A 26,590-nucleotide genomic window follows, 5' to 3' on the forward strand; every position below is an offset into this window, starting at 1 on the left:
TATCGAATCAACGATTGACCAGATGGGCCGGTACTCGCGACACCAGGAAGGCGCCAAACATGAGTACGGCCGTGATGAGATACATGCCGATGGCATTGCTGCCCAAGGTGGTAGTGACCCAGCCGATCAGGTACGGCGAGCAGAAACCGGCGAGGTTGGCAAAACTGTTCACCGCCGCGATGCCTGCTGCCGCCGAGACACCTCCCAGCAACGTGGTGGGCAGCATCCAGAACAGCGAGGAGGCGGACAGCACCCCTGCCGCAGCCAGGCACAGACTGAGGATCGACAGCGTCAGGCTGCTGCCCAGTGCTGCGGCGAGGCTCAGGCCAAGTGCGCCGATCAGCATGGGGATCGCCAGGTGCCAGCGGCGTTCACGGTGACGGTCGCCACTGCGCCCGGCCAACAGCATCGCGACAATGGCACACAGGTACGGCAGGCTGGTCAGCAGGCCGATGTGCAAAGGTTCGTTGACGCCGGCATTGCGTACCAGCGTAGGTAGCCAGAACGTGATTGCGTACTGGCCCATCACCACGCAGAAGTAGATACCCGCCAGCAACCAGAGCCGACGGTCGCGGATGAATTCGGCCACCGAGCCGTGGTTCACCTTGTGTTGCTCGTCTTCAGCCAGTTCCTTGCGCACCAGGGCTTTTTCTTCGTCGCTCAACCAATGGGCCTGATCGACGCCATCCTTCAGGTAGCTCAGCACCAGGATGCCCACCAGCACGGTGGGGATGGCTTCGAGCAGGAACATCCACTGCCAGCCCGCCCAGCCGTGCACGCCGGCAAAGCGCTCCATGATCCAGCCCGACAAGGGGCCACCGATCATGCCCGAGAGCGGAATCGCGATGAACCACAGCGCGGTCATCTTCGCCCGGCGGTAAGACGGGAACCAATAGGTCAGGTACAGCAGAAGCCCCGGTGCCAGGCCTGCTTCGGCGATCCCCAGCAAAAAGCGCAGGGTATAGAATTGCCAGGCTGTCTCTACCAGGGCGAACATCGCCGAGATGATGCCCCAGGTGATCATGATGCGAGCGATCCAGCGTCGAGCGCCCACTTTGTGCAGAATGATGTTGCTGGGCACCTCGCAGAGAAAGTAGCCAATGAAGAACATGCCAGCGCCCAGTCCGTAGACCGCTTCGGAAAGGGCAAGGTCGTCCATCATCTGCAGCTTCGCAAAGCCGACATTGACCCTGTCCAGATAGGCGCACAGGTAGCAGAGCATGAGAAAAGGCATCAGTCGCCAGGCCGTTTTACGGTAGGCGCTGCTGCGTGCGGCGGATGCCGCATCGAGCGCTATTGTGGTCATTCGTTCTGATCTCTTGTTGTTATCGAACGCGTGACCTGCGCCGGGTCAGGTGCAGGTCACGATGCACCGGATGCTCAGTGGATCAACATCCCGCCGTTGACATCCAGGGTAATGCCCGTCAGGTAGCTGGACAGGTCACTGGCCAGGAACAATGCCGCATTGGCGACATCGCGCGCCTCACCCAGGCGGCCCAGCGGGATGCCTTCGATGATGGCGTGACGGCGCTCATCCTGCATGAGGCCACCGGTGATGTCAGTGTGAATCAGGCCTGGGGTGATCGAGTTGACGCGAATATTGTCCGGTCCCAGTTCACGGGCCATCGCCTTGCCCAGACCGAGCACGCCAGCCTTCGCTGCGCTGTAGTGGGGGCCACCGAAGATGCCGCCACCACGTTGGGCAGACACCGACGACATGCAGATGATGCTGCCGGCGCGTTGCGCACGCATGGCTGGGATCACCGCCTGGGACATCAACAATGTGCCACGCAGGTTCACGTTGAGAATCCGGTCATAGTCAGCCCCGGTGATTTCCAGGGTTTTCACCGGTTGAGTGATACCGGCGTTGTTTACCAGCACGTCGATCCGACCGAATTGCGCGAGTACCTGGGCGATGGCATCACGTACCTGTGCTTCATCGGCAACGTTGGCAGCCAGGCCAAGGTGGCCTTCGCCAAGTGAAGCGGCAGCTTCGGCTGCGGCAGTAGCGTCCAGGTCGAGGATGGCGACTCTGGCGCCTTGGTCGGCAAACGCCTGGGCTGTTGCCCGGCCGATACCTCGGGCAGAGGCCGCGCCGGTGATCACGGCAAATTTTCCTGTTAACAGCATCGAGGTTGCTCCAGATGATTATTGTTGTGAGCGACGGTTCCGGCAGAACCGATAGGCACAGCTTCGTCCCGGACAGCACCCCGAGCAACGCTGCCTCTTTCACCCGGTGCTGAAAAAAATTCAGCCCTCGACTTGTGCCTGGGGCTTACAGGAAGGTAAAAGCCTTGGTACCGCTGTGAATCCTTCAGGAATGGTCATGAGCCTGGACAACCTTCGAAAACTTCCTCAGATCCCTTCCCTGAAAGCAATTCAGGCCTTCGAGCAAGTTGCTCGTTTCGCCAACGTCGCACGTGCCGCAGAGCAGTTGAACCTCACGCCCTCTGCGGTGAGCCACCAGATTGCCAATCTGGAAGCCTTGATCGGTCGCCCATTGTTCATTCGCGAGGCACGCGGTGTTGCGCTGACCCCGGCAGGCGAGCAGTACCTGCGCGAGGTGTCAGGCATATTGCAGAGCCTGGCTACTGCCACCGAGCGCGCTGGCAACTCGGTGGGCTTCGATTGCCTGCGGCTTCATTCCGCACCTAGCTTCGGCCTGCTCTGGTTGCTACCGCGCCTGGACCATTTTCGTAACAGTCACCCGCAAATCCAGATCAACCTGTCGTGCTCCTACGAGTCGCTGCACTTCGGCCGTCATCAGATCGACCTGGATATTCGTCATGGCTACCCCAACTGGCCCAGCCTGGAAGTGCGCACCATCCGACATGAACGTGCAACTGTGCTGGCCTCGCCACGGCTTCTCGAGCGTACGTCTATCGAGCAGCCCAGCGATCTGCTGGGGCAGAACCTGATCCTGTCGGAAGCCGCGTTGGTGCAATGGCCCCAATGGTTCGCCCAGCAAGGTGTGGCGTTGCCTCAGTCCCCCTACGCACTGAGCTTCGATCGCTCCTACATGAGCCTGGAGGCCGCCAGCCATGGGTATGGGCTGGCCTTGGAGAGTTCCCTGCTGGCGCAGGACTATATCGCCCGCGGCGAGTTGGTACCGGTATTTGCAGAAGACCTGGCGACGCCCGTCAGTGCCCACCACCTGGTCTTTCCTCGAGGCCATGCTGAAACCCGCAGGGTTCGACAATTCCTTGAATGGGTGCAGGGCCAGCTAGGTCATGATTTCAATTACTGAGAGCAGTCCGCACGACAGACTGTTGGGGGCAACAAGGGGCTGATCGCTATCGCATCGATGCCATGGTGGGATACAGGCATAGTGAAGCACGATTGAGTGGTGTTGCATAAAAGGTCTAAAGTCGTTCGAAATATGACTTGGACGGTCTTGGTGGGTGGCGCATAGGATTGCAGCCACTGGAGTTCACAACCGACTCCCTCATCAGGAAAATGCACATGAACCTCAAATCACTTATCGCCAACCCGCTGGGCTTCGGTACCGCCCCACTGGGCAACATGTTCCGCAACGTGCCTGAAGACGAAGTACAGGCTACCGTCGATGCCGCCTGGAACAACGGCGTGCGCTACTTCGACAGCGCGCCGTTTTACGGTGCCGGCCTCTCCGAAAGCCGCCTGGGCAATGCCCTGGCCGGTCGCCCACGTGACGAGTACGTGCTCAGCACCAAGGTCGGCCGCATCATCCTCGACGAACTGGAAGACCCGGCTGCCCGTGAACTGGGCGAAAAAAGCGGCCTGTTCGAGCATGGCAACCGCAACCGCATCGTCAACGACTACAGCGCCGACGCCACCCTGCGCTCGATCGAAGACAGCCTGCGCCGCCTGAAGACCGACCGCCTGGACATCGTCTGGATCCACGACATCGCCCAGGACTTCTACGGTGACGAATGGCTGAGCCAGTTCGAAGTCGCCCGTACCGGTGCCTTCCGCGTACTGACCCGTCTGCGTGAAGAAGGTGTGATCAAGGCCTGGGGCCTGGGTGTGAACCGCGTCGAGCCGATCGAGCTGACCCTCGACCTGGAAGAAGCCCGTCCGGACGGCTTCCTGCTGGCCGGCCGCTACTCGCTGCTGGACCACGACCGCGCACTGCAACGCGTCATGCCGCAAGCGGTGGAGCAGGGTGTCGGCATTGTCGTGGGTGGCCCGTACAGCTCGGGTGTCACCGCCGGCGGCGAGCACTTCGAGTACCAGAAAGCCACCCAGCCGGTGTTGGCCAAGCTCGAGCGCATCCGTGCCGTGGCCCGTGCCCATGGCGTGGATGTGAAGGCGGCGGCCCTGCAGTTCGCCCTGGCCCACCCGGCCGTGGTCTCGGTGATCCCGGGCTCCACCCGCCCTGCACACGCCAACGAAGACCTCGCCGCCCTGAGCAAGGTGATTCCGATGGCCTTCTGGAACGACCTGCGCCAGCAAGGGCTGATCAACGCCCAGGCTCCGGTACCTGCTGTTTAAACCGATCTTGCAGGGCCGCATGGCGGCCCTGTCTACCCCGAATCAATGGGGCCACGCCCCGAGGAGAATCACCATGGCAATTGCACAAGCTTCCATCACCCTGGCAACCGATGCCAATCGCGTCTGGCAACTGATTGGCGGTTTCGACGCGCTGCCCGACTGGCTGCCGTTCATTCCCGAAAGCACCCTGAGCGAAGGCGGCCGCGTTCGTACCCTGAAAAGCGTGGCTGGCGACACCATCGTCGAGCGCCTGCTGGACTTCAACGAAGCCGGCCGCAGCTACAGCTACACCATCCTCACAGGCCCGGCTCCGGTGCGTGACTACCAGTCGACCCTGCGTGTTGTGGCTGAAGGTAGCGGCTCTCGCGTGGAATGGTCCGGCTCGTTCGTGCCGGTGGGTATCAGCGATGCTGAAGCAACCGCGCTGTTTGCCGGCATCTACGAAGATGGCCTGGCGGCGCTGAAGAAAGGGCTGGAAGGCTAAGCGGTTTTCTGAAAGGGCTTGCCCGGCGACAGTGTCAGGATTCGAACCCTGGAACGTCGCTGGGGGCCGGCTAACACGTCGGCAGAGTTTCCAGGTAGCACCAGAACTCATCGGCAATCAGTTACAAGGGAGAGGTCCTACGGCTCTATCGGAAGTTTCACTGCCCAGTCCGGTTTGTACACCTTTAGGGTGTCGCTACCATCAGGGTTCGGCGCTTCCAGGGAGATTTCAGTGACCTTTTCCGGCAATACAAGAAAACCAGGGTTAGTAGCGTGAACCGGCCCTTGTGTTCACCCAGGAGCTTTCTGTGCTCGGCCTTGTTGATTCTGTTGTGTCTATTGGGTGTATTCCCGCTGGATGTAATCCTGCCATCATTCCCTGCGCTCGCAGACGAGTTTCACGTCGAGTCACAGCAGATAGCCTACTCGGTGAGCTTCTTTGCGTTTGGTGTCGCCTTGGCGCAAATCGTGATCGGGCCATTGTCGGATGGCATGGGGCGCAAGCGGTTGTTGCTCGCTGGGTTGGGAGTGTCCATTGCAGGGGCAGTGGGTTGTGTACTTTCAACCCGCTATGAGACGTTCATGGCGTTCCGTTTGCTGCAGGCCCTGGGTTGCGGGAGTTTCGTGCTGGGCCAGGCGCTCGTGCAGGATCTGTACAGTGGTAGACAGCGCAATGCCATGCGGATCCTGCTGATCAGCGCAAGTGGGCTGTTCATTTCGTTGTCACCGGTCGCAGGCGCTTTTCTCCAACAATCCTTTGGCTGGAAAGGCAGCTTTACGGTATTCGCTTTCATAGCCGTGATCGTTTCATGCCTGTCATATGCATTGCTGCAGGACACGCCTGCATCGCGAGGCCGTAGTTCGGGCATGCGCAGCTATTGGGTCATGCTGCGTGATACGACCTATCTTGCGCACTCCCTGCTGTCCAGCCTCGCGTTTGCCTGCCATTTTTCCTTCATCGTGGTCGCGCCATTGGCGTTGATGGACCGCCTGGGGCTGACGCCATATCAATTCTCGGTGGTATTTATCGCCTATGGGCTTGCGTATATCGCTGGCGGAGCAGCTGCGACCTACTTGAACAATCGTGTAAGCCCGCAGGTTCAGATCAAGACAGGATTCCTGCTTATAGCTGCCGGGGGCATCACACTGTTGATCTGGGAGCAGCTAGCGGGATTGACGGTGGCGGGGCTGCTGCTGTCGATGATCATCTGCACGACCGGGACAACGCTGGTGCGTCCTGCTGCAACGACCCAAGCCTTGGCGCGCTACCCGCATCAGGCCGGTGCGGCAGCGTCGCTCAATACGACGTTGTTGTTCGTAGGTGGTGGTTTGGCTGGCAGTCTTGTTGCTGGCGTCGAAAGCGAACTGCCGATGAGCCTGGGGCTTTTGTTCCTGGGTGTCAGTTTGTGCGGATGGCTACTGCTTGCATGCCTGACGGAAACGCTATCGAGCACTCGAACTTGATAGCAAGCGAGCCATCCTCGGTGAAAGCGATTACGGCGTAGCTGAGGTGTTGATCAGGCCCAGATACCAAACAGCACCAACGCCGCCACGCCAAGTCCGACCGCAACCGAACAGCCGCCCAACGACAGTGCCGCCCGACCTTGCCGGTACCAGCCGTCCTGGCCCAGTTGCCGTGCCGGTGCCAACAGGCTGCGCCAGTGCAGTTCCGTGTCATGGAACGCCTGCAGATTCGCCATGTCCGCATCCAGCCAACGGCGAAAATCAATCCGCTCGCACGCCGTCACCTGTGGGCTCTGCAAGCGCACGTACCATTGCCCGGCAACACTCGCCAGCACATCCCGGCGCGAGCGGCCGGCCTGCAGTGCCTGGTCCATGTGCCGCTCGATGCTCGCCAATGGCAGGTCGAGGCGGGCGGCGATGCTGGCGAAATCCAGTTGGTCGAGTCGGTTGAGCAGGAACACCTGTTGCACACGCCGTGGCAGGCGCTTCAGGGCGTACAGCAGGGCGTCGTCGACATGATGTTCGGCAGCAGGGCCTGGGTGCTCAAGGGGCAGCAGCAGACGGGTCATGGACAGCTCCTTGCTCTGGTAAGGGGGAGAGGGGTGGGGGCATCTTCCGTGATGCATGATCAGCGTAGGCGAAACGAGATTGATTCTCAAGTGCTGATTCCGCAAAGTTTTGTAATGAGCGTTCACGCCCTGAAACACCTTTGCTATCATGCGCGCCATCACGATCTTCATTAGCCTGAAGAGCCAAAAAAAAGACCCAGCAAAAAGCCGGGTCAAAAACCGTGATTAGCCTGATGAGGAGATAATCTGAGAGCGACCTAAGCTCCAGGTTATCCAGCAGATCTTGCGATCAGCTGAGTGCAATAATAATCGTTATCATTTGCCAGTCAAATGAATTTTCGCTAATCCGGTAAAAAAGTTTTACCGGTGCGCTTCCTTGTCCCGGCAATCGGGGCTTTGCCGTTACCCGGCCATCACGTTCTCTCCCTTCTTTTCGTCTCTACAAACCCGGTTCCCCGGTGCGTTTGTGCTCCAGCAGTGCGCGGGCCATGTCCATCATGTGCATCAGGGCGAAGGTCAGCTCGCGCTGGCTGCCCTGCTGGTGGGTTGCGGTCTCCTGTGCGGTGGCGGCGGCGCAGCGCAGCAGGGCGATGGCGTGCTCCTGCGCCTGGTCGGTGGTTACGCCCTGGTGCAGGGTCCAGATCTTGTTGTCCAGAGTGGGACGCGGTGGGTTGGGGTTGAGGTAGTAGTCGAGAGCGCGGCGGGCGGCTTCGCTGTCGAGATCTGTTTCGTCGTTTTTCGGTGGTTTCATCCTGATACCTGCTAAAGCCAGTAGGGAAAGGGTCCAGGTCGATACTAATACCTAAAGTATTTTTATGCCTTCCGATAAATAATACTGAATGTTTATTGAGCGCCAGAAGGCAGTCCGTATCGTGCCAGCGATGAATATGGATAAATGGATTGCCCTCGTCCGTGACCGGATGGAGGAGCTAGGGCTCACTCAAGAGCAGCTTGCCGAGCGCGTTGGCGTGTCTCAGGGCAGCGTCGGGCATTGGGTGAACAAGCGGCGGCAGCCGAAGATCGAGTCGATGAACCGCACATTCGTCGAGATTGGCATGCCCCACTACAACGTCAGCCTACAGCTGCGCATTATTGGTCAGGTTGGCGAGGAACGCGGTATTTACGAGGTGGATGACACCGATGACGACCTGGACCTCATGCAATACATCGTGTGCTTCCGCTACCCGGTGCTGGGTTGGGAAGAGTTAGGTATCGCAGAGGGGGTGGAGCCAGGTGTGTTCGAGCAGACTGACTACCTGGCCCAAGGCAAGGCGTTCTGGCTGACCGTCGAGAATGATGCGATGAGTGCCGCCAGTGGCCGCAGTGTGCCGCAGGGTATGCGGATGTTGGTGGACCCTGGGGTAGATGCCGAGCCAGGGCGTCTGGTTATCGCTCGTCAGCCGGGCAAACCGGCGATCTTCCGTGAGTTGGCGGAGGAAGGTGGGCAACGGTACCTGAAGGCACTTAACAGCAACTACCCGGCGCTGCTGTGTGAGGATGGCTGCGAGTTTCTGGGCGTGGTCGTGCGGGTGCATGGCTCCTTCTAGATTGCCGGGGCTGCTGCGCNNGCGACACAAGGCCGCTCCTACAGGGATGGCGCAAGTCTTGGAGCTGCAGTATCCGCTCATGGAAAACTGGATCGCATTTCTCAAACGCTACAAGCGTGAACACAACCTCAGCCAGCTCAAGCTGGCCGAACGCCTGGGGATGACACAGGGCGGCGTAGGGCATTGGTTGCGCGGTACACGACGGCCGACACTGGAGACCATCAACGAAAAGCTCGAGAAGCTTGGGTTGGGGTCTCTGGAGGCCCAAGTCATGGTGGTTGAGCGTGGCATAGCGTCTGAAGCCTCAGGGGGTTGTAGAAGCTATCGCTTCCCCGTGCTGAGCTGGGCTGATTTGCAGGGGCCTATGCCTGACGCAAGCAAATCCCATGAACAGACGGACTATATGCCCGCCGGCAATGCGTTCTGGCTGGTGGTGGAAAACGACTCGATGAATGCCGCCAGTGGCAAGAGCGTGCCTGAGGGCATGCGTGTGCTGGTGGATACCGGCCTGCCGGCAGAACCAGGGAGGTTGGTAATCGCGCGGCAGCCCGGGCGGCCGGCAGTATTGCGGCAGTTGGTCGAGGAGGGCGGAGACAAGATGCTCAAGCCGCTGAATACGCGCTATCCGACAGTCCTGTGTGAAGAAGGCTGCGAGTTTCTGGGCGTGGTCGTGCGGGTGCATGGCTCCTTCTAGATTGCCGGGGCTGCTGCGCAGCCCTTTCGCGACACAAGGCCGCTCCCACAGGTACGGTGCATGCCTTGAGGTTGGCGCGGTACTTGTGGGAGCGGCCTTGTGTCGCGAAAGGGCCGCAAAGCGGCCCCCAGGACGCTTACTCTGCCAAATCGACCAGCACCGTCCCTTCGCTGACCATATCCCCTTCCTGGCAGAACAACGCCTTCACCGTGCCGCCATGCGGCGCGCGAATGCTGTGCTCCATCTTCATGGCTTCCAGCACCACCAGCGCCGTACCCGCTTCCACCACCTGGTCCGGCTCCACCAGTACCCGCACGATGCTGCCGTTCATGGGCGCGCCCAGGCCGCCTTGATGGCTATGGCTGGCCTCGGCCTCGGCAATCGGGTCGAAGGCTTCGATGGCATGCATCTCACCCTCCCAGTGCAGGTACAGCGTGCCACCGCGGCGGATCGCCAGATGCTGGCGACGCACGCCCGCCTGGTCATGTACCAACTGCTCGCCCACCAGCTGCCAGGTAGACGCAGCGCTGCGCTCCAGGGCTACTGCCTGGTCCTGCCCGCCACTCACCAGATGCAGGCTGCTGCGCGCCGGCAGGCCAAGGCGCAGGCCGTTGCGCTCGGCCCATGGCGAACTGCGGTCGTCCTCCCGCTGATGTGCGGCCTGACCCTGCAGCCAGGCCTCGGCCGCCGCTTCCCAGAAGCCTGCCGGCAGCGCTTGCGGTGCGGGCAGCAAAACCGCCTGATGACGCGGAATGAAGCCGGTATCCAGCTCCGCTGCCGCAAACGCCGGGTGGGCGAGAATGCGCCGCAGGAAGGCGATGTTGGTCTTCAACCCGCCAATGGCAAACTCGTCGAGCATGGCCAGCAAGCGCAGGCGTGCCTGTTCGCGGTCTTCGCCCCAGGCGATCAGCTTGCCCAGCATCGGGTCGTAGAACGGCGACACCACATCGCCTTCGCTGACCCCGCTGTCCACCCGTCGCCCTTCGCCGGCTGCCGACTCGCGGTACAGCGCCAGCTTGCCGGTGGCGGGCAGGAATTCGTTGGCCGGGTCTTCGGCGTACAGGCGCACTTCGATGGCATGGCCGATCAGCGGCACCTGGTCCTGGGTAATCGGCAGGGCCTCGCCGCAGGCCACGCGAATCTGCCAGGCCACCAGGTCCAAGCCGGTAATGGCTTCGGTGACCGGGTGCTCCACCTGCAGGCGGGTGTTCATCTCCATGAAGAAGAACTCGCCGCGGGCATCGAGCAGAAACTCCACGGTACCGGCGCCCACGTAGCCGATGGCCTGGGCTGCGCGTACCGCCGCCTCACCCATGGCCCGGCGCAATTCGGGTGACAGGCCTGGTGCAGGGGCTTCTTCCACCACTTTCTGGTGACGGCGCTGGATCGAACAATCACGCTCGTTGAGGTACAGGCAGTTGCCGTGCTGGTCGGCGAATACCTGGATTTCCACGTGACGAGGCTTGAGCACGTATTTTTCCACCAGCATGCGCGCATCGCCGAACGATGACTGCGCCTCACGCTGTGCCGAGGCCAGGGCGTCGGCCAGCTGGCTTTCCTCCTCGACCACTTTCATGCCCTTGCCACCGCCGCCGGCGCTGGCCTTGAGCAGCACCGGGTAGCCGATGCGTTCGGCGGCGGCGCGGAAGGTGTCCAGGTCCTGGGCTTCGCCGTGGTAGCCCGGCACCAGCGGCACGCCAGCGGCTTCCATCAGCGCCTTGGCCGCCGACTTGCTGCCCATGGCGTCGATGGCGCTGGCCGGTGGGCCGAGGAAGATCAGCCCGGCCTCTTCGATGGCGCGGGCAAAGCCCGCGTTCTCGGACAGGAAGCCATAGCCCGGGTGGATGGCCTGGGCGCCGCTGGCCTTGGCGGCGGCCAGCAGCTTGTCGACCAGCAGGTAGCTTTCGGCAGCCTTGGTGCCGCCGAGATCGACGCGGATATCGGCTTCGCGGCTGTGCCGGGCATCACGGTCGGTGGCGCTGTGCACGGCGACAGTGGTCAGGCCCATGGCCTTGGCGGTGCGCATCACCCGGCAGGCGATTTCGCCGCGGTTGGCGACCAGCAGGGTGGTCAAAGCGGGGCGGCTCATGGGCGCGGCTCCTTCTTGTCATCGGTTTGCCAGGCGGGGCGGCGTTTTTCCAGGAAGGCGCGCAGGCCCTCCTGGCCTTCGGCGCTGACGCGGATGCGGGCGATGGTGTTTTCGCAATAGCGGCGCAGCGCCGGGCTGAGTTCGCCGGCGTCCACTTCGCGCAGCAGGTCCTTGGTGGCGCGCAGCGCTTGCGGGCTGTTCTGCAGCAGGTTGGCGACCCAGGCTTCGACCTGGGCGTCCAGTTCGCTGGCCGGGTACACCTCGGCCAGCAGGCCCAGCTCGCGGGCCCGCACGCCACTGAAACGTTCGGCGGTGAGGGCGTAGCGGCGTGCGGCGCGCTCGCCGATGGCCTTGACCACGAACGGGCTGATCACTGCCGGGGCCAGGCCGATGCGCACTTCCGACAGGCACAGCTGGGCGTCTTCGGCGCCGATGGCCATGTCGCAGCAGCTGATCAGGCCCAGCGCGCCGCCAAAGGCCGCGCCTTGGACCACGGCCAGGGTCGGCGCCTTGAGGCGGTGCAGGGCGTACATCAGCTCGCCCAGCTCGCGGGCATCATCCAGGTTGGTGTTGAAGTCCAGTTGCGCCGACTGCTGCATCCAGGCCAGGTCGGCGCCGGCGCTGAAGTGTCGGCCACGGCCGCGCAACAGCACGAAGCGCAGGCTGGCGTCCTCGGCCAGCTGGTCGAGGGCGACGATCAGTTCGCGGATCATCTGCGCGTTGAAGGCGTTGTTCTTGTCCTCGCGGCTCAGCCACAGGGTGGCGAAGCCGCGCGGGTCGCGGATCACTTCGAGGGTGCTGAAATCGCTCATGGTCACATCCGGAAAATGCCGAAGCGGCTCTGTTCGATCGGTGCGTTCAGCGCGGCGGACAACGCCAGGCCGAGCACGTCGCGGGTCTGTGCCGGGTCGATGACACCGTCGTCCCACAGGCGGGCGCTGGAATAGTAGGGGTGGCCCTGATGCTCGTACTGGTCAAGGATCGGCTGCTTGAGCCGGGCTTCGTCCTCGGCGCTGAACGGGTGGCCACTGCGCTCGCTCTGTTCGCGCTTGACCTGGGCCAGCACGCCGGCGGCCTGTTCGGCCCCCATCACGCCAATCCGCGCGTTGGGCCACATCCACAGGAAGCGCGGGTCGTACGCCCGGCCGCACATGCCGTAGTTGCCGGCACCGAAGCTGCCACCGATGATCACCGTGAACTTCGGCACCTGGGCGCAGGCCACGGCGGTGACCAGCTTGGCGCCGTGCTTGGCGATGCCGCCTTCCTCGTACTTTTTACCGACCATGAAACCGGTGATGTTCTGCAGGAACAGCAGCGGGATGCCGCGTTGGCAGGCCAGCTCGATGAAGTGCGCGCCTTTTTGCGCGGCCTCGGCGAACAGGATGCCGTTGTTGGCCAGGATCGCCACCGGGTAGCCGTGCAGGTGGGCGAAGCCGCACACCAGGGTGGTACCGAACAGCGCCTTGAATTCATCGAACACCGAGCCGTCGACCAGGCGCGCGATCACCTCGCGCACGTCGAACGGTTGCTTGGCATCGGCCGGCACCACGCCGTACAGCTCGTCGGCGGCGTACAGGGGGGCCACCGGGGCCTGGCGCTGCAGCTTGCCCAGCTTGTGCCAGTTGAGGTTGGCCACGCTGCGTCGGGCCAGTGCCAGGGCGTGTTCGTCGTTGTCGGCGTAGTGGTCGGCCACGCCGCTGGTGCGGCAGTGCACATCGGCGCCGCCAAGGTCTTCGGCACTCACCACTTCACCGGTGGCGGCCTTTACCAAGGGTGGGCCGGCGAGGAAGATGGTCGCTTGCTGGCGCACCATGATCGCTTCGTCGGCCATCGCTGGCACGTAGGCACCGCCGGCGGTGCACGAGCCCATCACCACGGCAATCTGCGGAATGCCCAGTGCGCTCATGTTGGCCTGGTTGAAGAAGATCCGCCCGAAGTGCTCGCGGTCGGGGAACACTTCGTCCTGGCGTGGCAGGTTGGCGCCGCCGGAGTCCACCAGGTAGATGCACGGCAGGCGGTTCTGCAGGGCGATGGTCTGCGCACGCAGGTGCTTCTTCACCGTCAGCGGGTAGTAGGAGCCGCCTTTGACCGTGGCGTCGTTGGCCACGATCATGCATTCCACGCCTTCGACGCGGCCGATGCCGGCGATTACGCCCGCAGCAGGCACGTCTTCGCCATATACCTCATGGGCGGCCAGTTGGCCGATTTCGAGGAACGGCGAGCCCGGGTCCAGCAGGCGGTCGATGCGCTCGCGCGGCAGCAGCTTGCCGCGCGAAGTGTGCCGCTCCTGGGCCTTGGGCCCACCGCCCTGGGCCACCTGGGCGAGCAGGCCGCGCAGGGCCTGGACCTGTTCGAGCATGGCCGCGCTGTTGCCGGCGAACTCCGCCGAGCGCGGGTTGATCTGGGTGTGCAAGGTAGCCATGTGCGCGCGTCCCCTGTGCTCAGCGGGTTTCGTTGAACAGTTCGCGGCCGATCAGCATCCGGCGGATTTCGCTGGTGCCGGCACCGATCTCGTACAGCTTGGCGTCGCGCAGCAGGCGGCCTGCCGGGAATTCGTTGATATAGCCGTTGCCACCCAGAATCTGGATCGCCTCCAGGGCCATTTGCGTGGCGCGTTCGGCGGTGTACAGGATCACCCCGGCGGCATCCTTGCGGGTGGTCTCGCCACGGTCGCAGGCCTGGGCCACGGCATACAGGTAGGCGCGGCTGGCGTTGAGCTGGGTGTACATGTCGGCGATCTTGCCCTGGATCAGCTGGAACTCGCCGATGCTCTGGCCGAACTGCTTGCGGTCGTGGATGTAGGGCACCACCAGGTCCATGCAGCTTTGCATGATGCCGGTCGGGCCCCCGGACAGCACCACGCGCTCGTAGTCCAGGCCGCTCATCAGCACGCGCACGCCGCCGTTGAGCTGGCCGAGGATGTTTTCTTCCGGCACTTCGACGCCGTCGAAGAACAGCTCGCAGGTGTTGGAGCCGCGCATGCCCAGCTTGTCGAACTTGTTGCTGCGGCTGAAGCCTTTCCAGTCACGCTCGACGATGAACGCGGTGATGCCATGCGCGCCCTTGTCCAGGTCGGTCTTGGCGTAGATCACGTAGGTGTTGGCGTCGGGGCCGTTGGTGATCCAGGTCTTGCTGCCGTTGAGCACGTAGTGGTCGCCGCGCTTTTCCGCGCGCAGCTTCATCGACACCACGTCGGAGCCGGCGTTGGGCTCGCTCATGGCCAGGGCGCCGATGTGCTCGCCGCTGATCAGCTTGGGCAGGTACTTGAGCTTCTGCTCGTGGCTGCCGTTGCGGTTGATCTGGTTGACGCAGAGGTTGGAGTGGGCGCCGTAGGACAGGGCCACCGAGGCCGAGCCACGGCTGATTTCTTCCATCGACACCACGTGGGCCAGGTAGCCCAGGCCGGCACCGCCATATTCTTCCGGTACGGTGATGCCCAGCAGGCCCATGTCGCCGAACTTGCGCCACATGTCGGCCGGGAACAGGTTGTCGTGGTCGATTTGCGCGGCGCGCGGGGCCAGTTCGGCGGCGACGAAGGTGCGCACCTGGTCGCGGAGCATGTCGATGGTTTCGCCCAGGGCGAAGTTCAGGGTGGGGTAATGCATGCTGGGGCACCTTCTTGTTCTTGAAATTGGGTAACACCGTAGCTCAAGGGCTATCCACCGGCCCTGTGGGAGCGGGTTTACCCGCGAATGCGTCAGCAGGGCCACCGTCATTGCCTGGATGATCGCATTCGCGGGTAAACCCGCTCCCACAGGGTCGGTGATACGCCGACAAACCCGATGTCGTTTTCACCTTTACGTTAACGTAAACCTGTGGACGGTCACTGTCAATCGACTCATCACCTTTACGTAAACGTAAATCTGCGCCAGAGTATTCCCGCTTGCTTCAGTCGTGCCCAGAACAACCACAAGAAGGGACACCCATGAGTCAACCAAGCTATACCCGCGGTCGCCAGGACCAAGCCTTGCTGACCCAGACCATCGGCCAGGCCTTCGATGCCACCGTGGCCCGTTTTGCCGATGGCGAGGCACTGGTGTCGCGTCACCAGGGCCTGCGCTACAGCTGGCGGCAGCTGGCCGAGCAGGTCGAGGTACATGCCCGTGCCTTGATGGCCTTGGGCGTGAACACCGGCGATCGGGTCGGCATCTGGTCGCCCAACTGCGCCCAGTGGTGCATCCTGCAGCTGGCCAGCGCCAAGGTCGGTGCCATCCTGGTCAACATCAACCCGGCCTACCGCGTGGGCGAGCTGGAATACGTGCTGCGCCAGTCCGGCTGCCGCTGGCTGGTGTGTGCCGATGCCTTCAAGACGTCCGACTACCACGCCATGGTCCAGGAACTGGCACCCGAACTGGCCAGCGCCATCCCGGGTGAAATGGTCAGTGAACGCCTGCCCGACCTGCGCGGTGTGGTCAGCCTGGCCGCCAACCCGCCGGCAGGCTTCCTGCCTTGGCAAGCGCTGGCCGAGCGGGCAGGGCAGACCTCCGTCGAGGCCTGCGCGGCGCGCCAGCAAAGCCTGCAGTTCGACCAGCCGGTGAACATCCAGTACACCTCCGGCACCACTGGCGCGCCGAAGGGCGCCACGCTCAGCCACTACAACATCCTCAACAACGGCTTCATGGTCGGCGAAAGCCTGGGCCTGACCGCACGTGACCGCATGGTGATCCCGGTGCCGCTGTACCACTGCTTCGGCATGGTCATGGCCAACCTCGGCTGCATCACTCATGGCAGCACCATGATCTACCCCAACGACGCCTTCGACGCCGAGCTCACCCTGCGCGCCGTGGCCGAAGAGCGCGCCAGCATCCTTTATGGTGTGCCGACCATGTTCATCGCCATGCTCGACCACCCCGCGCGTGCGCAAATGGACCTGTCGACCCTGCGCAGCGGCATCATGGCCGGCGCCACCTGCCCGATCGAGGTGATGCGCCGGGTCATCGACCAGATGCACATGGCCGAAGTGCAGATCGCCTACGGCATGACCGAAACCAGCCCGGTGTCGCTGCAGACCGGCCCGGACGACGGCCTGGAACTGCGCGTGACCACCGTGGGTCGCACCCAGCCGCAGCTGGAGAACAAGCTGGTGGACGCCGACGGCTGCATCGTCCCGCGCGGCGAGATCGGCGAGCTGTGCACCCGCGGCTACAGCGTGATGCTCGGCTACTGGGACAACCCCCAGGCCACGGCGGATGCCATCGACCCGGCCGGCTGGATGCACTCGGGCGACCTGGCGGTGATGGACGAGCACGGCTACGTACGTATTGTCGGGCGCAACAAGGACATGATCATTCGCGGCGGCGAGAACATCTACCCGCGTGAGCTGGAAGAGTTCTTCTACACCCACCCGGCGGTGGCCGATGCGCAGGTGATCGGCATTCCGTGCAGCCGTTATGGCGAGGAGATCGTCGCCTGGATCAAGCTGCACCCGGGGCACAGTGCCACGGTCGAGGAACTGCAGGGCTGGTGCAAGGCGCGCATTGCGCATTTCAAGGTGCCGCGGCACATCCGCTTCGTCGACGAGTACCCGATGACGGTGACTGGCAAGGTGCAGAAGTTCCGCATGCGGGAGATCAGTGTGGCGGAGATCTCGGCTGTATCTGCCGGTTGATCGGCCAGGTCCGCCGGCCCTTTCGCGGGTAAACCCGCTCCCACAGGTATTGCACAGCCTTCGAGGTTGGTGCTGTACCTGTGGGAGCGGGTTTACCCGCGAAGAGGCCGGCCCTGCCAGCACAGAATCCTGGTCTACCCTTAAGCCTCTACCGGTGGCTCCTGGTTGGGCGGGTCGCCCACCGTCGGCGGCACGGTCGGCTTGATCGGCAGCTCGTCCGGGGCTTCTTCCGGCACGGGCGGCGGCAGGCTGGGGTCGTCGATGTTGGGGTCGGGTGTCTCCGGTGGAATGGGAATGTTCATGGCCTGACCTCGCATGGGTAATTGAAGAGGTGCTGCAGGCTTCGACTCCTGGCAGCTGCCGTTCGCTCAATTTTATTGAACCCCACGCCTGTGCCCGGCTCTGAACCCTTACCGCTACCAGCCTGAGGGAGCAAGGTCCGATGTCACGAAACGAGCCCTTCGAAAGCGTGCCCATGGCCAACGATCACCCGGACCAGGCCATCAGCCTGTCCCAGGCGCTGCTGGCGCCACGCATCGTGATCGAAGACACCCAACCCGTGCTCGAAGCCGGTACCTTCGCCACCAAGGCCATCAGTGGCCAACCAGTGGCGGTCAGCAGCAAGGTCTACAGCGACGGCCACGACCGCCTGGCGGTGATGCTCAGCTGGCGCCAGGCCCACAGCCGGCGCTGGCATTGCGTGCCCATGCATTCGCCGGGCAACGACCTGTGGCTGGCCGAGTTCACTCCCACCGAGCTGGGCCCGCACCTGTTCAGCATCGAGGCCTGGATCGACCCGTTCGCCACCTATTGTCACGACCTGGAGAAGAAGTACCACGCCGGTGTCGAGGTCAGGCTGGAGCTGGAGGAAGGCCGGTTGATGCTGGGCAAGGGCATCGAGTTGTGCGACGGTGCCCTGCGCGAGGAACTTCAGGCCATCCAGCAGCGCCTTTCCACCCTGGATGCCGACGACCAGGTGGCGCTGTTTCTCGACCCGGCCACCGCGCGCCTGATGAGCGATGCCGAGCACCGCAGCTACCTGGCCCGCAGCCGTGAATTCCCCGTCGATGTCGACCGCCCGGCAGCGCAGTTCGCCAGCTGGTACGAGCTGTTCCCGCGCTCGATCACCGACAGCCCCGAGCGCCACGGCACCTTCAATGATGTGCACGAGCGCCTGCCGATGATCCGCGACATGGGCTTCGACGTGCTGTACTTCCCGCCCATTCATCCCATCGGCATGCAGCACCGCAAGGGCCGTAACAATGCCCTGAAAGCCGAGCCCGGCGATCCGGGCAGCCCGTATGCCATCGGCAGCCCGGAAGGCGGCCACGAGGCAATCCACCCGCAACTGGGCAGCCGCGACGACTTCCGTCGCCTGGTGGCCGCGGCGGCCGAACATGGCCTGGAAATCGCCCTCGACTTCGCCATCCAGTGCTCCCAGGATCACCCCTGGCTGAAGGAGCACCCTGGCTGGTTCAGCTGGCGCCCGGACGGCACCATCCGCTATGCCGAGAACCCGCCGAAGAAGTACCAGGACATCGTCAACGTCGATTTCTACGCACCCGACGCCGTGCCCTCGCTGTGGCTGGCCCTGCGTGACGTGGTGGTCGGCTGGGTCGAGGAAGGGGTGAAAACCTTCCGCGTCGACAACCCGCACACCAAGCCACTGCCGTTCTGGCAATGGCTGATCGCCAATGTGCGCAGCCAGCACCCCGAGGTGATTTTCCTTGCCGAGGCGTTTACCCGGCCGGCGATGATGGCGCGCCTGGGCAAGGTTGGTTATGCGCAAAGCTACACCTACTTCACCTGGCGCAATCACAAACAGGAGCTGCGCGAGTACTTCGAGCAGCTTAACCAGCCGCCGTGGAGACAGTGCTACCGGCCCAACTTCTTCGTCAATACGCCGGATATAAACCCGTACTTTCTGCACACCTCCGGCCGTGCCGGCTTCCTCATCCGCGCGGCGCTGGCCACCATGGGGTCGGGGCTGTGGGGCATGTACTCGGGCTTCGAGCTGTGCGAAGGCACGCCACTGCCGGGCAAGGAGGAGTACCTGGATTCGGAGAAGTACGAAATTCGCCCGCGCGATTTCAGCCAGCCCGGCAACATCATTGCCGAAATCGCCCAGCTCAACCGCATCCGCCGACAGAACCGCGCCTTGCAGACTCACCTGGGCGTGGCGTTCTTCAACTGCTGGAACGACAACATCCTGTACTTCGCCAAGCGCACGCCGGAGCGCGACAACTACATCCTGATCGCGGTGAGCCTCGATCCGCACAACGCCCAGGAGGCGCATTTCGAATTGCCGCTTTGGGAGCTGGGGCTGGACGACAACGCCGAAACCCAGGGTGAAGACCTGATGAACGGCCACCGTTGGTCGTGGTACGGCAAGACCCAATGGATGCGCATCGAGCCTTGGCATTTGCCGTTCGGCATCTGGCGCATCGAAAAGGCCCGTTAACAAGGTACACGCCATCCGCTGTGGGAGCGGGTTTACCCGCGAAGCAGGCGCCGCGGAGCATGGCACCGGCTTCGCCGGTGNNAAACCCGCTCCCACAGGGTTCGTGTCAAGTCAGTTGCTTGTGCATTGGGGCCAGAGCAACCTGGAATTGAAAGGAGTCGCATATGGCCAAGCGTTCCCGCCCGGCAGCCTTCATCGACGACCCGCTGTGGTACAAGGACGCCGTCATCTACCAGCTGCACATCAAGTCGTTCTTCGATTCGAACAACGATGGCATCGGCGATTTCGCCGGCCTGATCAGCAAGCTCGACTACATCGCCGAGCTGGGCGTCAACACCCTGTGGCTGCTGCCGTTCTATCCCTCGCCACGTCGCGACGACGGCTACGACATCGCCGAATACAAGGCCGTGCACCCCGACTACGGCAACCTCGCCGATGCCCGCCGCTTCATCGCCGAGGCGCACAAACGCGGCCTGCGGGTCATCACCGAGCTGGTCATCAACCACACCAGCGACCAGCACCCCTGGTTCCAGCGCGCCCGCCATGCCAAGCGCGGCAGCAAGGCGCGGGACTTCTACGTGTGGTCGGATGACGACCAGAAGTACGACGGCACGCGTATCATCTTCCTCGACACCGAGAAGTCCAACTGGACCTGGGACCCGGTCGCCGGCCAGTACTTCTGGCACCGCTTCTACTCGCACCAGCCCGACCTCAACTTCGACAACCCGCAAGTGCTCAAGGCCGTGATCGGGGTGATGCGCTTCTGGCTCGACCTGGGGGTCGATGGCCTGCGCCTGGACGCCATCCCCTACCTGATCGAGCGCGATGGCACCAACAACGAGAACCTCGCCGAAACCCACGACGTGCTCAAGGCGATCCGCGCCGAAATCGACGCCAATTACCCCGACCGCATGCTGCTGGCCGAGGCCAACCAATGGCCCGAGGACACCCGCCCGTACTTCGGCGAAGGCGAGGGTGACGAATGCCACATGGCTTTCCACTTCCCGTTGATGCCGCGCATGTACATGGCCCTGGCCATGGAGGACCGCTTCCCGATCACCGATATCCTGCGCCAGACCCCGGAAATCCCCGCCAACTGCCAATGGGCGATCTTCCTGCGCAACCACGATGAGCTGACCCTGGAAATGGTCACCGACCGCGAGCGCGACTACCTGTGGAACTACTACGCCGAAGACCGCCGCGCGCGCATCAACCTGGGCATCCGTCGGCGCCTGGCGCCGTTGCTGCAGCGTGACCGTCGGCGCATCGAACTGCTCACCAGCCTGCTGCTGTCGATGCCCGGCACCCCCACGCTGTACTACGGCGACGAACTGGGCATGGGCGACAACATCTACCTGGGCGACCGCGACGGCGTGCGCACGCCCATGCAATGGTCACCGGACCGCAACGGCGGTTTCTCCCGCGCCGACCCGCAGCGGCTGGTGCTGCCGCCGATCATGGACCCGCTGTACGGTTACCAGACCGTCAACGTCGAGGCCCAGGCCAACGACCCGCACTCATTGCTGAACTGGACCCGGCGCATGCTGGCGGTGCGCAAGCAGCAGAAGGCCTTCGGCCGCGGCAGCCTGCGCACCCTCACGCCGAACAACCGGCGCATCCTCGCCTACCTGCGCGAGTACACCGACGCCGAGGGCAACACCGAGGTCATCCTGTGCGTGGCCAACGTCTCCCGCGCCGCCCAGGCGGCTGAACTGGAATTGTCACATTACGCCGACAAAGTACCGGTGGAGATGCTCGGCGGCAGCGCCTTCCCGCCGATCGGCCAACTGCCGTTCCTGCTGACCTTGCCACCCTATGCCTTCTACTGGTTCCTGCTGGCGTCCCACGACCGCATGCCCAGCTGGCACATCCAGGCCACCGAGGGGTTACCCGAATTGACCACATTGGTACTGCGCAAACGCATGGAAGAACTGCTGGAAGCCCCCGCCAGCGATACCCTGCAAAGCGCCATCCTGCCGCAGTACCTGCCCAAGCGGCGCTGGTTCGCCGGCAAGGAAGGGCCGATCGACGCCGTGCGCCTGTGCTACGGCGTGCGCTTCGGCACGGCCACCACGCCGGTGTTGCTCGGTGAAATCGAAGTGCTCAGCGACGGTGTGGCCAACCGCTACCAACTGCCGTTCGGGTTGCTGCCCGAGGAACAGATCAACACCGCGCTGCCGCAACAGCTCGCCCTGGCGCGGGTACGCCGTACCCATCAGGTTGGCCTGATCACCGACGCCTTTGTTCTCGAGCCGTTCGTCCGCGCAGTGCTGCGTGCCTGTGAGGAGGGCATGCATCTGCCTTGTGGCAACGGCGAGGGCGAGCTGTGTTTCGAAAGCACGCAGCAGTTGGCGGACCTGGCGTTGAACGACGAAAGCAGCGTGCGCTACCTCAGCGCCGAGCAGTCCAACAGCTCGGTGGTGGTTGGCGACCATGTGGTGCTCAAGCTGATCCGCCGGGTCAGCCCGGGCGTGCACCCGGAGCTGGAAATGAGTGCCTACCTGACCGCCGCAGGCTTTGCCAATATTTCGCCGTTGCTGGCCTGGGTCAGCCGGGTGGACGAGCAGGGCGCGCCACACCTGCTGATGATCGCCCAGGGCTACCTGAGCAACCAGGGTGATGCCTGGGCCTGGACCCAGAACACCCTGGAGCGGGCCATCCGCGACCAGATGGAGCCCTCCAGCCTCGACGCCGAGGCACACACCGACGCATTGGCCGAACTCACCGGCTTTGCCGCCTTGCTCGGCCAACGCCTGGGCGAGATGCACCTGTTGCTGGCCGCACCGACCAATGACGAGGCCTTCCAGCCGCGCCCAAGCGATGCCGACGACAGCGAACGCTGGAGTACGCAGATCAGTGCCGAGCTTACCCATGCCCTCGACCTGCTGGCCCAGCACCGCGACAGCCTCGACAGCGACAGCCAGGCGCTGGTCGACGACTTGCAGCAACAGCGCGACGGCCTGGCCCAGCACATTGCCAACCTGGCCCGCCAGGCCCAGGGCGGCCTGCTGATGCGCGTGCACGGCGACCTGCACCTGGGCCAGGTGCTGGTGGTGCAGGGCGATGCCTACCTCATCGATTTCGAAGGTGAGCCGGCCCGGCCGCTGCAAGAGCGCCGGGCAAAACACAGCCCGTACAAGGATGTCAGCGGCGTGCTGCGATCCTTCGACTATGCTGCTGCCATGATCTTGCGCAATGCGTCTGCGGTCGACCTTTCCGGTCCGGCCCGCCAGGCCCGGCAACGTGTTGCCCGGCAGTACCTGCACCAGTCGCGGCATGCCTTTGTCGAAGCCTATGGCCTGGCCACTGCAGCCATGCCCCACGCCTGGCAGCAGGCCGAGGGCGAGCGTGCCGCACTGGAGCTGTTCTGCGTGGAGAAAGCCGCCTACGAAATCACATACGAAGCCGAGAACCGTCCGAGTTGGTTGGCCGTGCCCTTGCATGGCCTGCATGGACTGATCAGTACCTGGGGAGAGTCATAGATGAATGCAACCACGCGTGAAAACGGCGGCCTTCGGCAACGGGACCTGGACGCCCTGGCCCGCGCCGAGCACGCCGATCCATTTGCGGTACTAGGCCCCCACGGCGACGGTACGGGCGGGCAGGTGGTCCGCGTCTTCCTGCCCAATGCCCTGAATGTGCGCATGCTGGCCCGGCATGACGGGCGCATCCTCACCGAAATGGAGCAGGGCAGCCTGCCCGGTTTGTTCACCGCGCACCTCGATGAAGCACACCCGTACCTGCTGCAGATCGGCTGGGCCGGCGGCGAGCAGGTCACCGAAGACCCCTACAGCTTCGGCCCGCAACTGGGCGACATGGACCTGTACCTGTTCGCCGAAGGCAACCACCGCGACCTGTCGGGGCGCTTTGGTGCCCAGCCGATCCAGGTCGATGGTATCGACGGCGTGTGCTTTTCGGTGTGGGCGCCGAACGCGCGTCGGGTGTCGGTGGTGGGCGATTTCAACAACTGGGACGGCCGCCGCCACCCCATGCGCCTGCGCCATAGCGCCGGGGTGTGGGAGTTGTTCGTGCCGCGCCTGGGCGTGGGCGAAACCTACAAGTTCGAAGTGCTGGGCAAGGACGGCATACTGCCCCTGAAAGCCGACCCGCTGGCGCGCGCCACCGAACTGCCGCCGAGCACCGCCTCCAAGGTTGCCGGGGCGCTCAGCCACGGTTGGCAAGACCACGACTGGATGGCGCAACGCGCGCAGCGCCATGCCTACAACGCGCCGCTGTCGATCTACGAGCTGCACCCCGGTTCCTGGCGCTGCGAGCTGGATGAGGCGGGCGAAGTCGGGCGCTATTACAACTGGCGCGAGCTGGCCGAGCGCCTGGTGCCGTACGTTCAGGAGCTGGGCTTCACCCACATCGAACTGCTGCCGATCATGGAGCACCCGTTCGGCGGCTCCTGGGGTTACCAGCCGCTGTCGCTGTTCGCGCCCACCTCGCGCTACGGCAGTGCCGAGGACTTCGCCGCCTTCGTCGACGCCTGCCACCAGGGCGGCATTGGCGTGCTGCTCGACTGGGTGCCGGCGCATTTCCCCACTGACGAACACGGCCTGGCGCGTTTCGACGGCACCGCCCTGTACGAATACGACAACCCCCTGGAGGGCTACCACCAGGACTGGAACACGCTGATCTACAACCTTGGCCGCAACGAAGTGCGCGGCTTCATGATGGCCTCGGCGCTGCACTGGCTGAAGCACTTCCACATCGATGGCCTGCGTGTCGATGCGGTGGCCTCGATGCTGTACCGCGACTATTCACGCAAAGCCGGCGAATGGGTGCCCAACCGCCACGGCGGGCGCGAGAACCTGGAGGCCATCGACTTCATCCGCCACCTCAACGGCGTGGCGGCCCACGAGGCCCCGGGCGCGCTGATCATCGCCGAGGAGTCCACCGCCTGGCCCGGCGTCAGCCAGCCGACCCAGCAGGGCGGCCTGGGCTTTGCCTACAAGTGGAACATGGGCTGGATGCATGACACCTTGCATTACATCCAGAACGACCCGGTGCACCGTACCTACCACCACAACGAGATGAGCTTCGGGCTGATCTATGCCTATTCCGAGCACTTCATCCTGCCCATCTCCCACGACGAAGTGGTGCACGGCAAGCACTCGCTGATCGACAAGATGCCCGGCGACCGCTGGCAGAAATTCGCCAACCTGCGTGCCTACCTCACCTTCATGTGGGCGCATCCGGGCAAGAAGCTGCTGTTCATGGGCTGCGAGTTCGGCCAGTGGCGTGAGTGGGACCACGATGGCGAGCTGGACTGGTACCTGCTGCAGTACCCTGAGCACCAGGGGGTACAGCGCCTGGTGGGCGACCTCAACCGCCTGTATCGCGAAGTGCCGGCGCTGCACGAGCAGGATTGCCAGCCGCAGGGTTTCCAGTGGTTGATTGGTGACGATGCGCAGAACAGCGTGTATGCCTGGCTGCGCTGGAGCAGCAATGGCGAGCCGGTGCTGGTGGTGGCCAACTTTACGCCGGTGCCGCGCGAGGGCTATCGCATTGGCGTGCCGTTCGGCGAGCGCTGGCAGGAGCTGTTGAACAGCGATGCAGAGCTGTATGCCGGGTCCAATGTCGGCAACCTGGGGGTGGTGGAGAGTGACGAGATAGCCAGCCATGGGCAGCCGCAGTCGCTGGCCCTGAACCTGCCGCCACTTGGGGTTCTGATAATGAAACCAGCCTGATGTGTTGCCAGTACTGGCCTCTTCGCGGGTAAACCCGCTCCCACAGGAATTGCACAAGCTTCAGACCCTGTGCGGTCCTTGTGGGAGCGGGTTCACCCGCGAAAGGGCCGAACCTGCCTACCACCGCATCCGCACCCCAAGGCTGCCAATCAACCCGTTCAGGTCATTGTCGTCCACGTCACTGCTGTAATCGGCACTGACAAACAGCGCCACCGTGGGCGTCACCCGCGCCACCAGCCCCAACCCCAGTTCCACCGTGGTCGAGTAGCGCGAGCTGGAGATCTTGTCGACCTGGTCCAGCTTCACCTCCTCGGCATTGCTGAAGTCATACCACACGTTGGTCCGTACATAGGGCTCGATCGGCATGCCGCGTACCTCATAGCGTCCGGACAGCCTGGCACCCACCCGGCCGCTCCAGCTCGGCTGGCTGTCGAAGGCCTGCAAGGTCTCTTCCTGCGCCCGGCTGCCGGGGAAGAACTGCTGGTTGATCAACTGCGCCTGCGGCTCGATCACCCAGCCGCCCCCCAGGCCGATGGGGATGCCCCCCTCCAGCGAGAAGGACACCGCGTGGCCGCTGTCGTCCAGCCGCTGGCCGTTCTCGCCACGGCCATTGACGTCGATGCGCGAGCCCATGGCCACGGCATCCAGGTGCCAGCCCTGCTCATGGGTCATGCTCCAGTACACCCCCAGGCTTTCCCCGCTCAGGTTCACCGCGTTGCGCTGCTTGTCGCCCAGCAGCCGGCGCGTGCCGTTGAAGTTGGTCTGCAGGTTGTTGTGCCCGACGAAAATCCCCGCGCGGTGCACATTGCCCGCTGCAGTTTCACGCACAAACAGGTCCGGGCCGATCATCAGTTGCTGGCTGGGTGCCTCCAGCTGGTCTGGTGGTTGCGCACCCTTGCCTGGCGCGATCGGAAAGAACTGCGCCCACTGGCTGGCGACAAGGTCCGGTGCAGCCTGCCCATGGCGCTCGCTCATCTTCTGCGAAAACGCAGTCAAGGTACCGATACTCAAGCCACTGGCGCTGATCGGGTCGAGCGACAACTGTGGTACTGCCGGTTGTTGCAGGAAGCCGGGCGAGGCCGGGTCGTCCTGCAATTCATACGCGATAGTTTCCACCGGGGTTGCCAGAAGCAGCGACGTGGAAACCGCGTAGAAAATGCTGTCGAAGCGCAAGGGATTCGAGGTGCTTTTCATGGCGGATCTCCTTTGTTTTTGTGTTACAGCCCTAGGACCTGGCCTGTTGTCACGAGCTGTACGGCAAAAACAGTGGGCGACCCAAACCAGCACGCCCGGCTTTCGCCAGCGCGCACGAAGGCGCGAGCTAGAGGCCCGGCGCGAGATCATTACTGCTTGATATGTTCAGCTAAGGAGAGGGCGCCGCTTGCGTCAAGAAAGCGTGAAGGAAGTGTTCATGTTCCGTGGCGTGGCTCAACCAATTGATTTTCCTGGTAAAACAGAGGGCTATAGCGGGGTTCGCTATTTGCCGTGTGGTGACTATGAAAAATGATT

21 protein-coding genes are annotated in these 26,590 nt (G+C 63.5%); 11 read left to right on the forward strand and 10 right to left on the reverse strand.

Features of this window, described 5'->3' with window-relative positions; translation table 11 throughout:
* Positions 1-7: 7 nt before the first annotated feature.
* Together M2S36_RS07210 and M2S36_RS07215 are read right to left on the reverse strand one after the other, a co-directional pair.
* Positions 8-1,306: an MFS transporter gene (locus M2S36_RS07210; RefSeq protein ID WP_108480834.1), complete on the reverse strand. Its 1,299-nt coding sequence runs from the start codon at positions 1,304-1,306 to the stop codon at positions 8-10.
* 74 nt (positions 1,307-1,380) lie between these two features.
* Entirely contained in the window at positions 1,381-2,130 is a 750-nt protein-coding gene (locus tag M2S36_RS07215) for an SDR family NAD(P)-dependent oxidoreductase (RefSeq protein WP_063912632.1), read from the reverse strand.
* A gap of 196 nt (positions 2,131-2,326) precedes the next feature.
* Here M2S36_RS07215 and M2S36_RS07220 point away from each other — a divergent pair, with 196 nt between their 5' ends.
* The 4 genes from M2S36_RS07220 (at position 2,327) to M2S36_RS07235 (ending at position 6,420) form a co-directional block, all read left to right on the forward strand.
* Entirely contained in the window at positions 2,327-3,247 is a 921-nt protein-coding gene (locus M2S36_RS07220; protein ID WP_063912631.1) for a LysR substrate-binding domain-containing protein, read from the forward strand.
* Between the two features lie 215 nt (positions 3,248-3,462).
* The gene (locus M2S36_RS07225; RefSeq protein WP_233686910.1) at positions 3,463-4,473 is read left to right on the forward strand and encodes an aldo/keto reductase; all 1,011 of its coding nucleotides are present in this window, start codon (positions 3,463-3,465) and stop codon (positions 4,471-4,473) included.
* Between the two features lie 73 nt (positions 4,474-4,546).
* A complete protein-coding gene (locus M2S36_RS07230; protein WP_333956887.1) occupies positions 4,547-4,957 on the forward strand; it encodes an SRPBCC family protein in 411 nt (136 codons plus the stop codon).
* A 272-nt stretch (positions 4,958-5,229) separates the two neighbouring features.
* The gene (locus tag M2S36_RS07235) at positions 5,230-6,420 is read left to right on the forward strand and encodes a Bcr/CflA family efflux MFS transporter (RefSeq protein ID WP_241105846.1); all 1,191 of its coding nucleotides are present in this window, start codon (positions 5,230-5,232) and stop codon (positions 6,418-6,420) included.
* A gap of 53 nt (positions 6,421-6,473) precedes the next feature.
* Here the strand turns inward: M2S36_RS07235 and M2S36_RS07240 are convergent, their stop codons facing one another.
* Entirely contained in the window at positions 6,474-6,989 is a 516-nt protein-coding gene (locus M2S36_RS07240; RefSeq protein WP_063912627.1) for a DUF4880 domain-containing protein, read from the reverse strand.
* Positions 6,990-7,428: 439 nt separating this feature from the next.
* A complete protein-coding gene (locus tag M2S36_RS07245) occupies positions 7,429-7,740 on the reverse strand; it encodes a DUF6124 family protein (protein ID WP_284379437.1) in 312 nt (103 codons plus the stop codon).
* Positions 7,741-7,828: 88 nt separating this feature from the next.
* On the opposite strand from M2S36_RS07245, the gene M2S36_RS07250 reads away from it, so the two are divergent.
* Together M2S36_RS07250 and M2S36_RS07255 are read left to right on the forward strand one after the other, a co-directional pair.
* Positions 7,829-8,536 carry a LexA family transcriptional regulator gene (locus tag M2S36_RS07250; RefSeq protein ID WP_284379434.1) on the forward strand — a complete coding sequence of 236 codons (708 nt, stop codon included), beginning with the start codon at positions 7,829-7,831 and terminating at the stop codon, positions 8,534-8,536.
* 79 nt (positions 8,537-8,615) lie between these two features.
* Positions 8,616-9,230: a LexA family protein gene (locus M2S36_RS07255; protein ID WP_333956890.1), complete on the forward strand. Its 615-nt coding sequence runs from the start codon at positions 8,616-8,618 to the stop codon at positions 9,228-9,230.
* A gap of 136 nt (positions 9,231-9,366) precedes the next feature.
* On the opposite strand, the gene M2S36_RS07260 is transcribed toward M2S36_RS07255, so the two are convergent.
* From M2S36_RS07260 to M2S36_RS07275, 4 genes are read right to left on the reverse strand one after another with little or no spacing between them, the layout of a single operon-like run.
* Entirely contained in the window at positions 9,367-11,319 is a 1,953-nt protein-coding gene (locus M2S36_RS07260) for an acetyl/propionyl/methylcrotonyl-CoA carboxylase subunit alpha (protein ID WP_333956891.1), read from the reverse strand.
* Positions 11,316-12,131 (reverse strand): gamma-carboxygeranoyl-CoA hydratase, encoded by an 816-nt coding sequence (locus tag M2S36_RS07265; RefSeq protein WP_207831104.1) that lies wholly within the window; start codon positions 12,129-12,131, stop codon positions 11,316-11,318. Before M2S36_RS07265 ends, M2S36_RS07260 begins: the two co-directional genes overlap by 4 nt.
* A 2-nt stretch (positions 12,132-12,133) precedes the next feature.
* Positions 12,134-13,741: a carboxyl transferase domain-containing protein gene (locus M2S36_RS07270; protein ID WP_207831107.1), complete on the reverse strand. Its 1,608-nt coding sequence runs from the start codon at positions 13,739-13,741 to the stop codon at positions 12,134-12,136.
* A gap of 19 nt (positions 13,742-13,760) precedes the next feature.
* Positions 13,761-14,924 carry an isovaleryl-CoA dehydrogenase gene (locus M2S36_RS07275; RefSeq protein WP_025339821.1) on the reverse strand — a complete coding sequence of 388 codons (1,164 nt, stop codon included), beginning with the start codon at positions 14,922-14,924 and terminating at the stop codon, positions 13,761-13,763.
* A 320-nt stretch (positions 14,925-15,244) separates the two neighbouring features.
* On the opposite strand from M2S36_RS07275, the gene M2S36_RS07280 reads away from it, so the two are divergent.
* The gene (locus tag M2S36_RS07280; protein WP_333956893.1) at positions 15,245-16,927 is read left to right on the forward strand and encodes an AMP-binding protein; all 1,683 of its coding nucleotides are present in this window, start codon (positions 15,245-15,247) and stop codon (positions 16,925-16,927) included.
* A 140-nt stretch (positions 16,928-17,067) separates the two neighbouring features.
* On the opposite strand, the gene M2S36_RS07285 is transcribed toward M2S36_RS07280, so the two are convergent.
* Positions 17,068-17,229: a hypothetical protein gene (locus tag M2S36_RS07285; protein ID WP_172827510.1), complete on the reverse strand. Its 162-nt coding sequence runs from the start codon at positions 17,227-17,229 to the stop codon at positions 17,068-17,070.
* Positions 17,230-17,369: 140 nt separating this feature from the next.
* Between M2S36_RS07285 and M2S36_RS07290 the strand changes: the two genes are divergently transcribed.
* From M2S36_RS07290 to glgB, 3 genes are all read left to right on the forward strand, one after another.
* The gene (locus M2S36_RS07290) at positions 17,370-19,388 is read left to right on the forward strand and encodes an alpha-1,4-glucan--maltose-1-phosphate maltosyltransferase (protein WP_333956894.1); all 2,019 of its coding nucleotides are present in this window, start codon (positions 17,370-17,372) and stop codon (positions 19,386-19,388) included.
* A 164-nt stretch (positions 19,389-19,552) separates the two neighbouring features.
* The gene (gene treS, locus M2S36_RS07295) at positions 19,553-22,870 is read left to right on the forward strand and encodes a maltose alpha-D-glucosyltransferase (RefSeq protein WP_333956895.1); all 3,318 of its coding nucleotides are present in this window, start codon (positions 19,553-19,555) and stop codon (positions 22,868-22,870) included.
* The gene (gene glgB, locus M2S36_RS07300; protein ID WP_207831118.1) at positions 22,871-25,081 is read left to right on the forward strand and encodes a 1,4-alpha-glucan branching protein GlgB; all 2,211 of its coding nucleotides are present in this window, start codon (positions 22,871-22,873) and stop codon (positions 25,079-25,081) included.
* A 117-nt stretch (positions 25,082-25,198) separates the two neighbouring features.
* Here the strand turns inward: glgB and M2S36_RS07305 are convergent, their stop codons facing one another.
* Complete coding sequence (locus tag M2S36_RS07305) at positions 25,199-26,275, reverse strand: autotransporter domain-containing protein (RefSeq protein ID WP_233693651.1); 1,077 nt, start codon at positions 26,273-26,275, stop codon at positions 25,199-25,201.
* Between the two features lie 187 nt (positions 26,276-26,462).
* On the opposite strand from M2S36_RS07305, the gene M2S36_RS07310 reads away from it, so the two are divergent.
* Positions 26,463-26,588 (forward strand): hypothetical protein, encoded by a 126-nt coding sequence (locus M2S36_RS07310; protein WP_267955677.1) that lies wholly within the window; start codon positions 26,463-26,465, stop codon positions 26,586-26,588.
* Positions 26,589-26,590: the final 2 nt, after the last annotated feature.

Source organism: Pseudomonas sp. SF2 (genome assembly GCF_036858055.1).
Taxonomy (GTDB): domain Bacteria; phylum Pseudomonadota; class Gammaproteobacteria; order Pseudomonadales; family Pseudomonadaceae; genus Aquipseudomonas.

Bases quoted from the DNA above. Each gene is read 5' to 3' on its own strand.
- M2S36_RS07245 (WP_284379437.1), bottom strand. From the start codon at position 7,740: ATGAAACCACCGAAAAACGACGAAACAGATCTCGACAGCGAAGCCGCC.
- M2S36_RS07215 (WP_063912632.1), bottom strand. From the start codon at position 2,130: ATGCTGTTAACAGGAAAATTTGCCGTGATCACCGGCGCGGCCTCTGCC.
- M2S36_RS07220 (WP_063912631.1), top strand. From the start codon at position 2,327: ATGAGCCTGGACAACCTTCGAAAACTTCCTCAGATCCCTTCCCTGAAA.
- glgB (WP_207831118.1), top strand. From the start codon at position 22,871: ATGAATGCAACCACGCGTGAAAACGGCGGCCTTCGGCAACGGGACCTG.
- M2S36_RS07255 (WP_333956890.1), top strand. From the start codon at position 8,616: ATGGAAAACTGGATCGCATTTCTCAAACGCTACAAGCGTGAACACAAC.
- M2S36_RS07260 (WP_333956891.1), bottom strand. From the start codon at position 11,319: ATGAGCCGCCCCGCTTTGACCACCCTGCTGGTCGCCAACCGCGGCGAA.
- M2S36_RS07290 (WP_333956894.1), top strand. From the start codon at position 17,370: ATGTCACGAAACGAGCCCTTCGAAAGCGTGCCCATGGCCAACGATCAC.
- M2S36_RS07285 (WP_172827510.1), bottom strand. From the start codon at position 17,229: ATGAACATTCCCATTCCACCGGAGACACCCGACCCCAACATCGACGAC.
- M2S36_RS07275 (WP_025339821.1), bottom strand. From the start codon at position 14,924: ATGCATTACCCCACCCTGAACTTCGCCCTGGGCGAAACCATCGACATG.
- M2S36_RS07250 (WP_284379434.1), top strand. From the start codon at position 7,829: ATGTTTATTGAGCGCCAGAAGGCAGTCCGTATCGTGCCAGCGATGAAT.
- M2S36_RS07210 (WP_108480834.1), bottom strand. From the start codon at position 1,306: ATGACCACAATAGCGCTCGATGCGGCATCCGCCGCACGCAGCAGCGCC.
- M2S36_RS07305 (WP_233693651.1), bottom strand. From the start codon at position 26,275: ATGAAAAGCACCTCGAATCCCTTGCGCTTCGACAGCATTTTCTACGCG.
- M2S36_RS07225 (WP_233686910.1), top strand. From the start codon at position 3,463: ATGAACCTCAAATCACTTATCGCCAACCCGCTGGGCTTCGGTACCGCC.
- M2S36_RS07280 (WP_333956893.1), top strand. From the start codon at position 15,245: ATGAGTCAACCAAGCTATACCCGCGGTCGCCAGGACCAAGCCTTGCTG.
- M2S36_RS07265 (WP_207831104.1), bottom strand. From the start codon at position 12,131: ATGAGCGATTTCAGCACCCTCGAAGTGATCCGCGACCCGCGCGGCTTC.
- M2S36_RS07230 (WP_333956887.1), top strand. From the start codon at position 4,547: ATGGCAATTGCACAAGCTTCCATCACCCTGGCAACCGATGCCAATCGC.
- M2S36_RS07240 (WP_063912627.1), bottom strand. From the start codon at position 6,989: ATGACCCGTCTGCTGCTGCCCCTTGAGCACCCAGGCCCTGCTGCCGAA.
- M2S36_RS07270 (WP_207831107.1), bottom strand. From the start codon at position 13,741: ATGGCTACCTTGCACACCCAGATCAACCCGCGCTCGGCGGAGTTCGCC.
- treS (WP_333956895.1), top strand. From the start codon at position 19,553: ATGGCCAAGCGTTCCCGCCCGGCAGCCTTCATCGACGACCCGCTGTGG.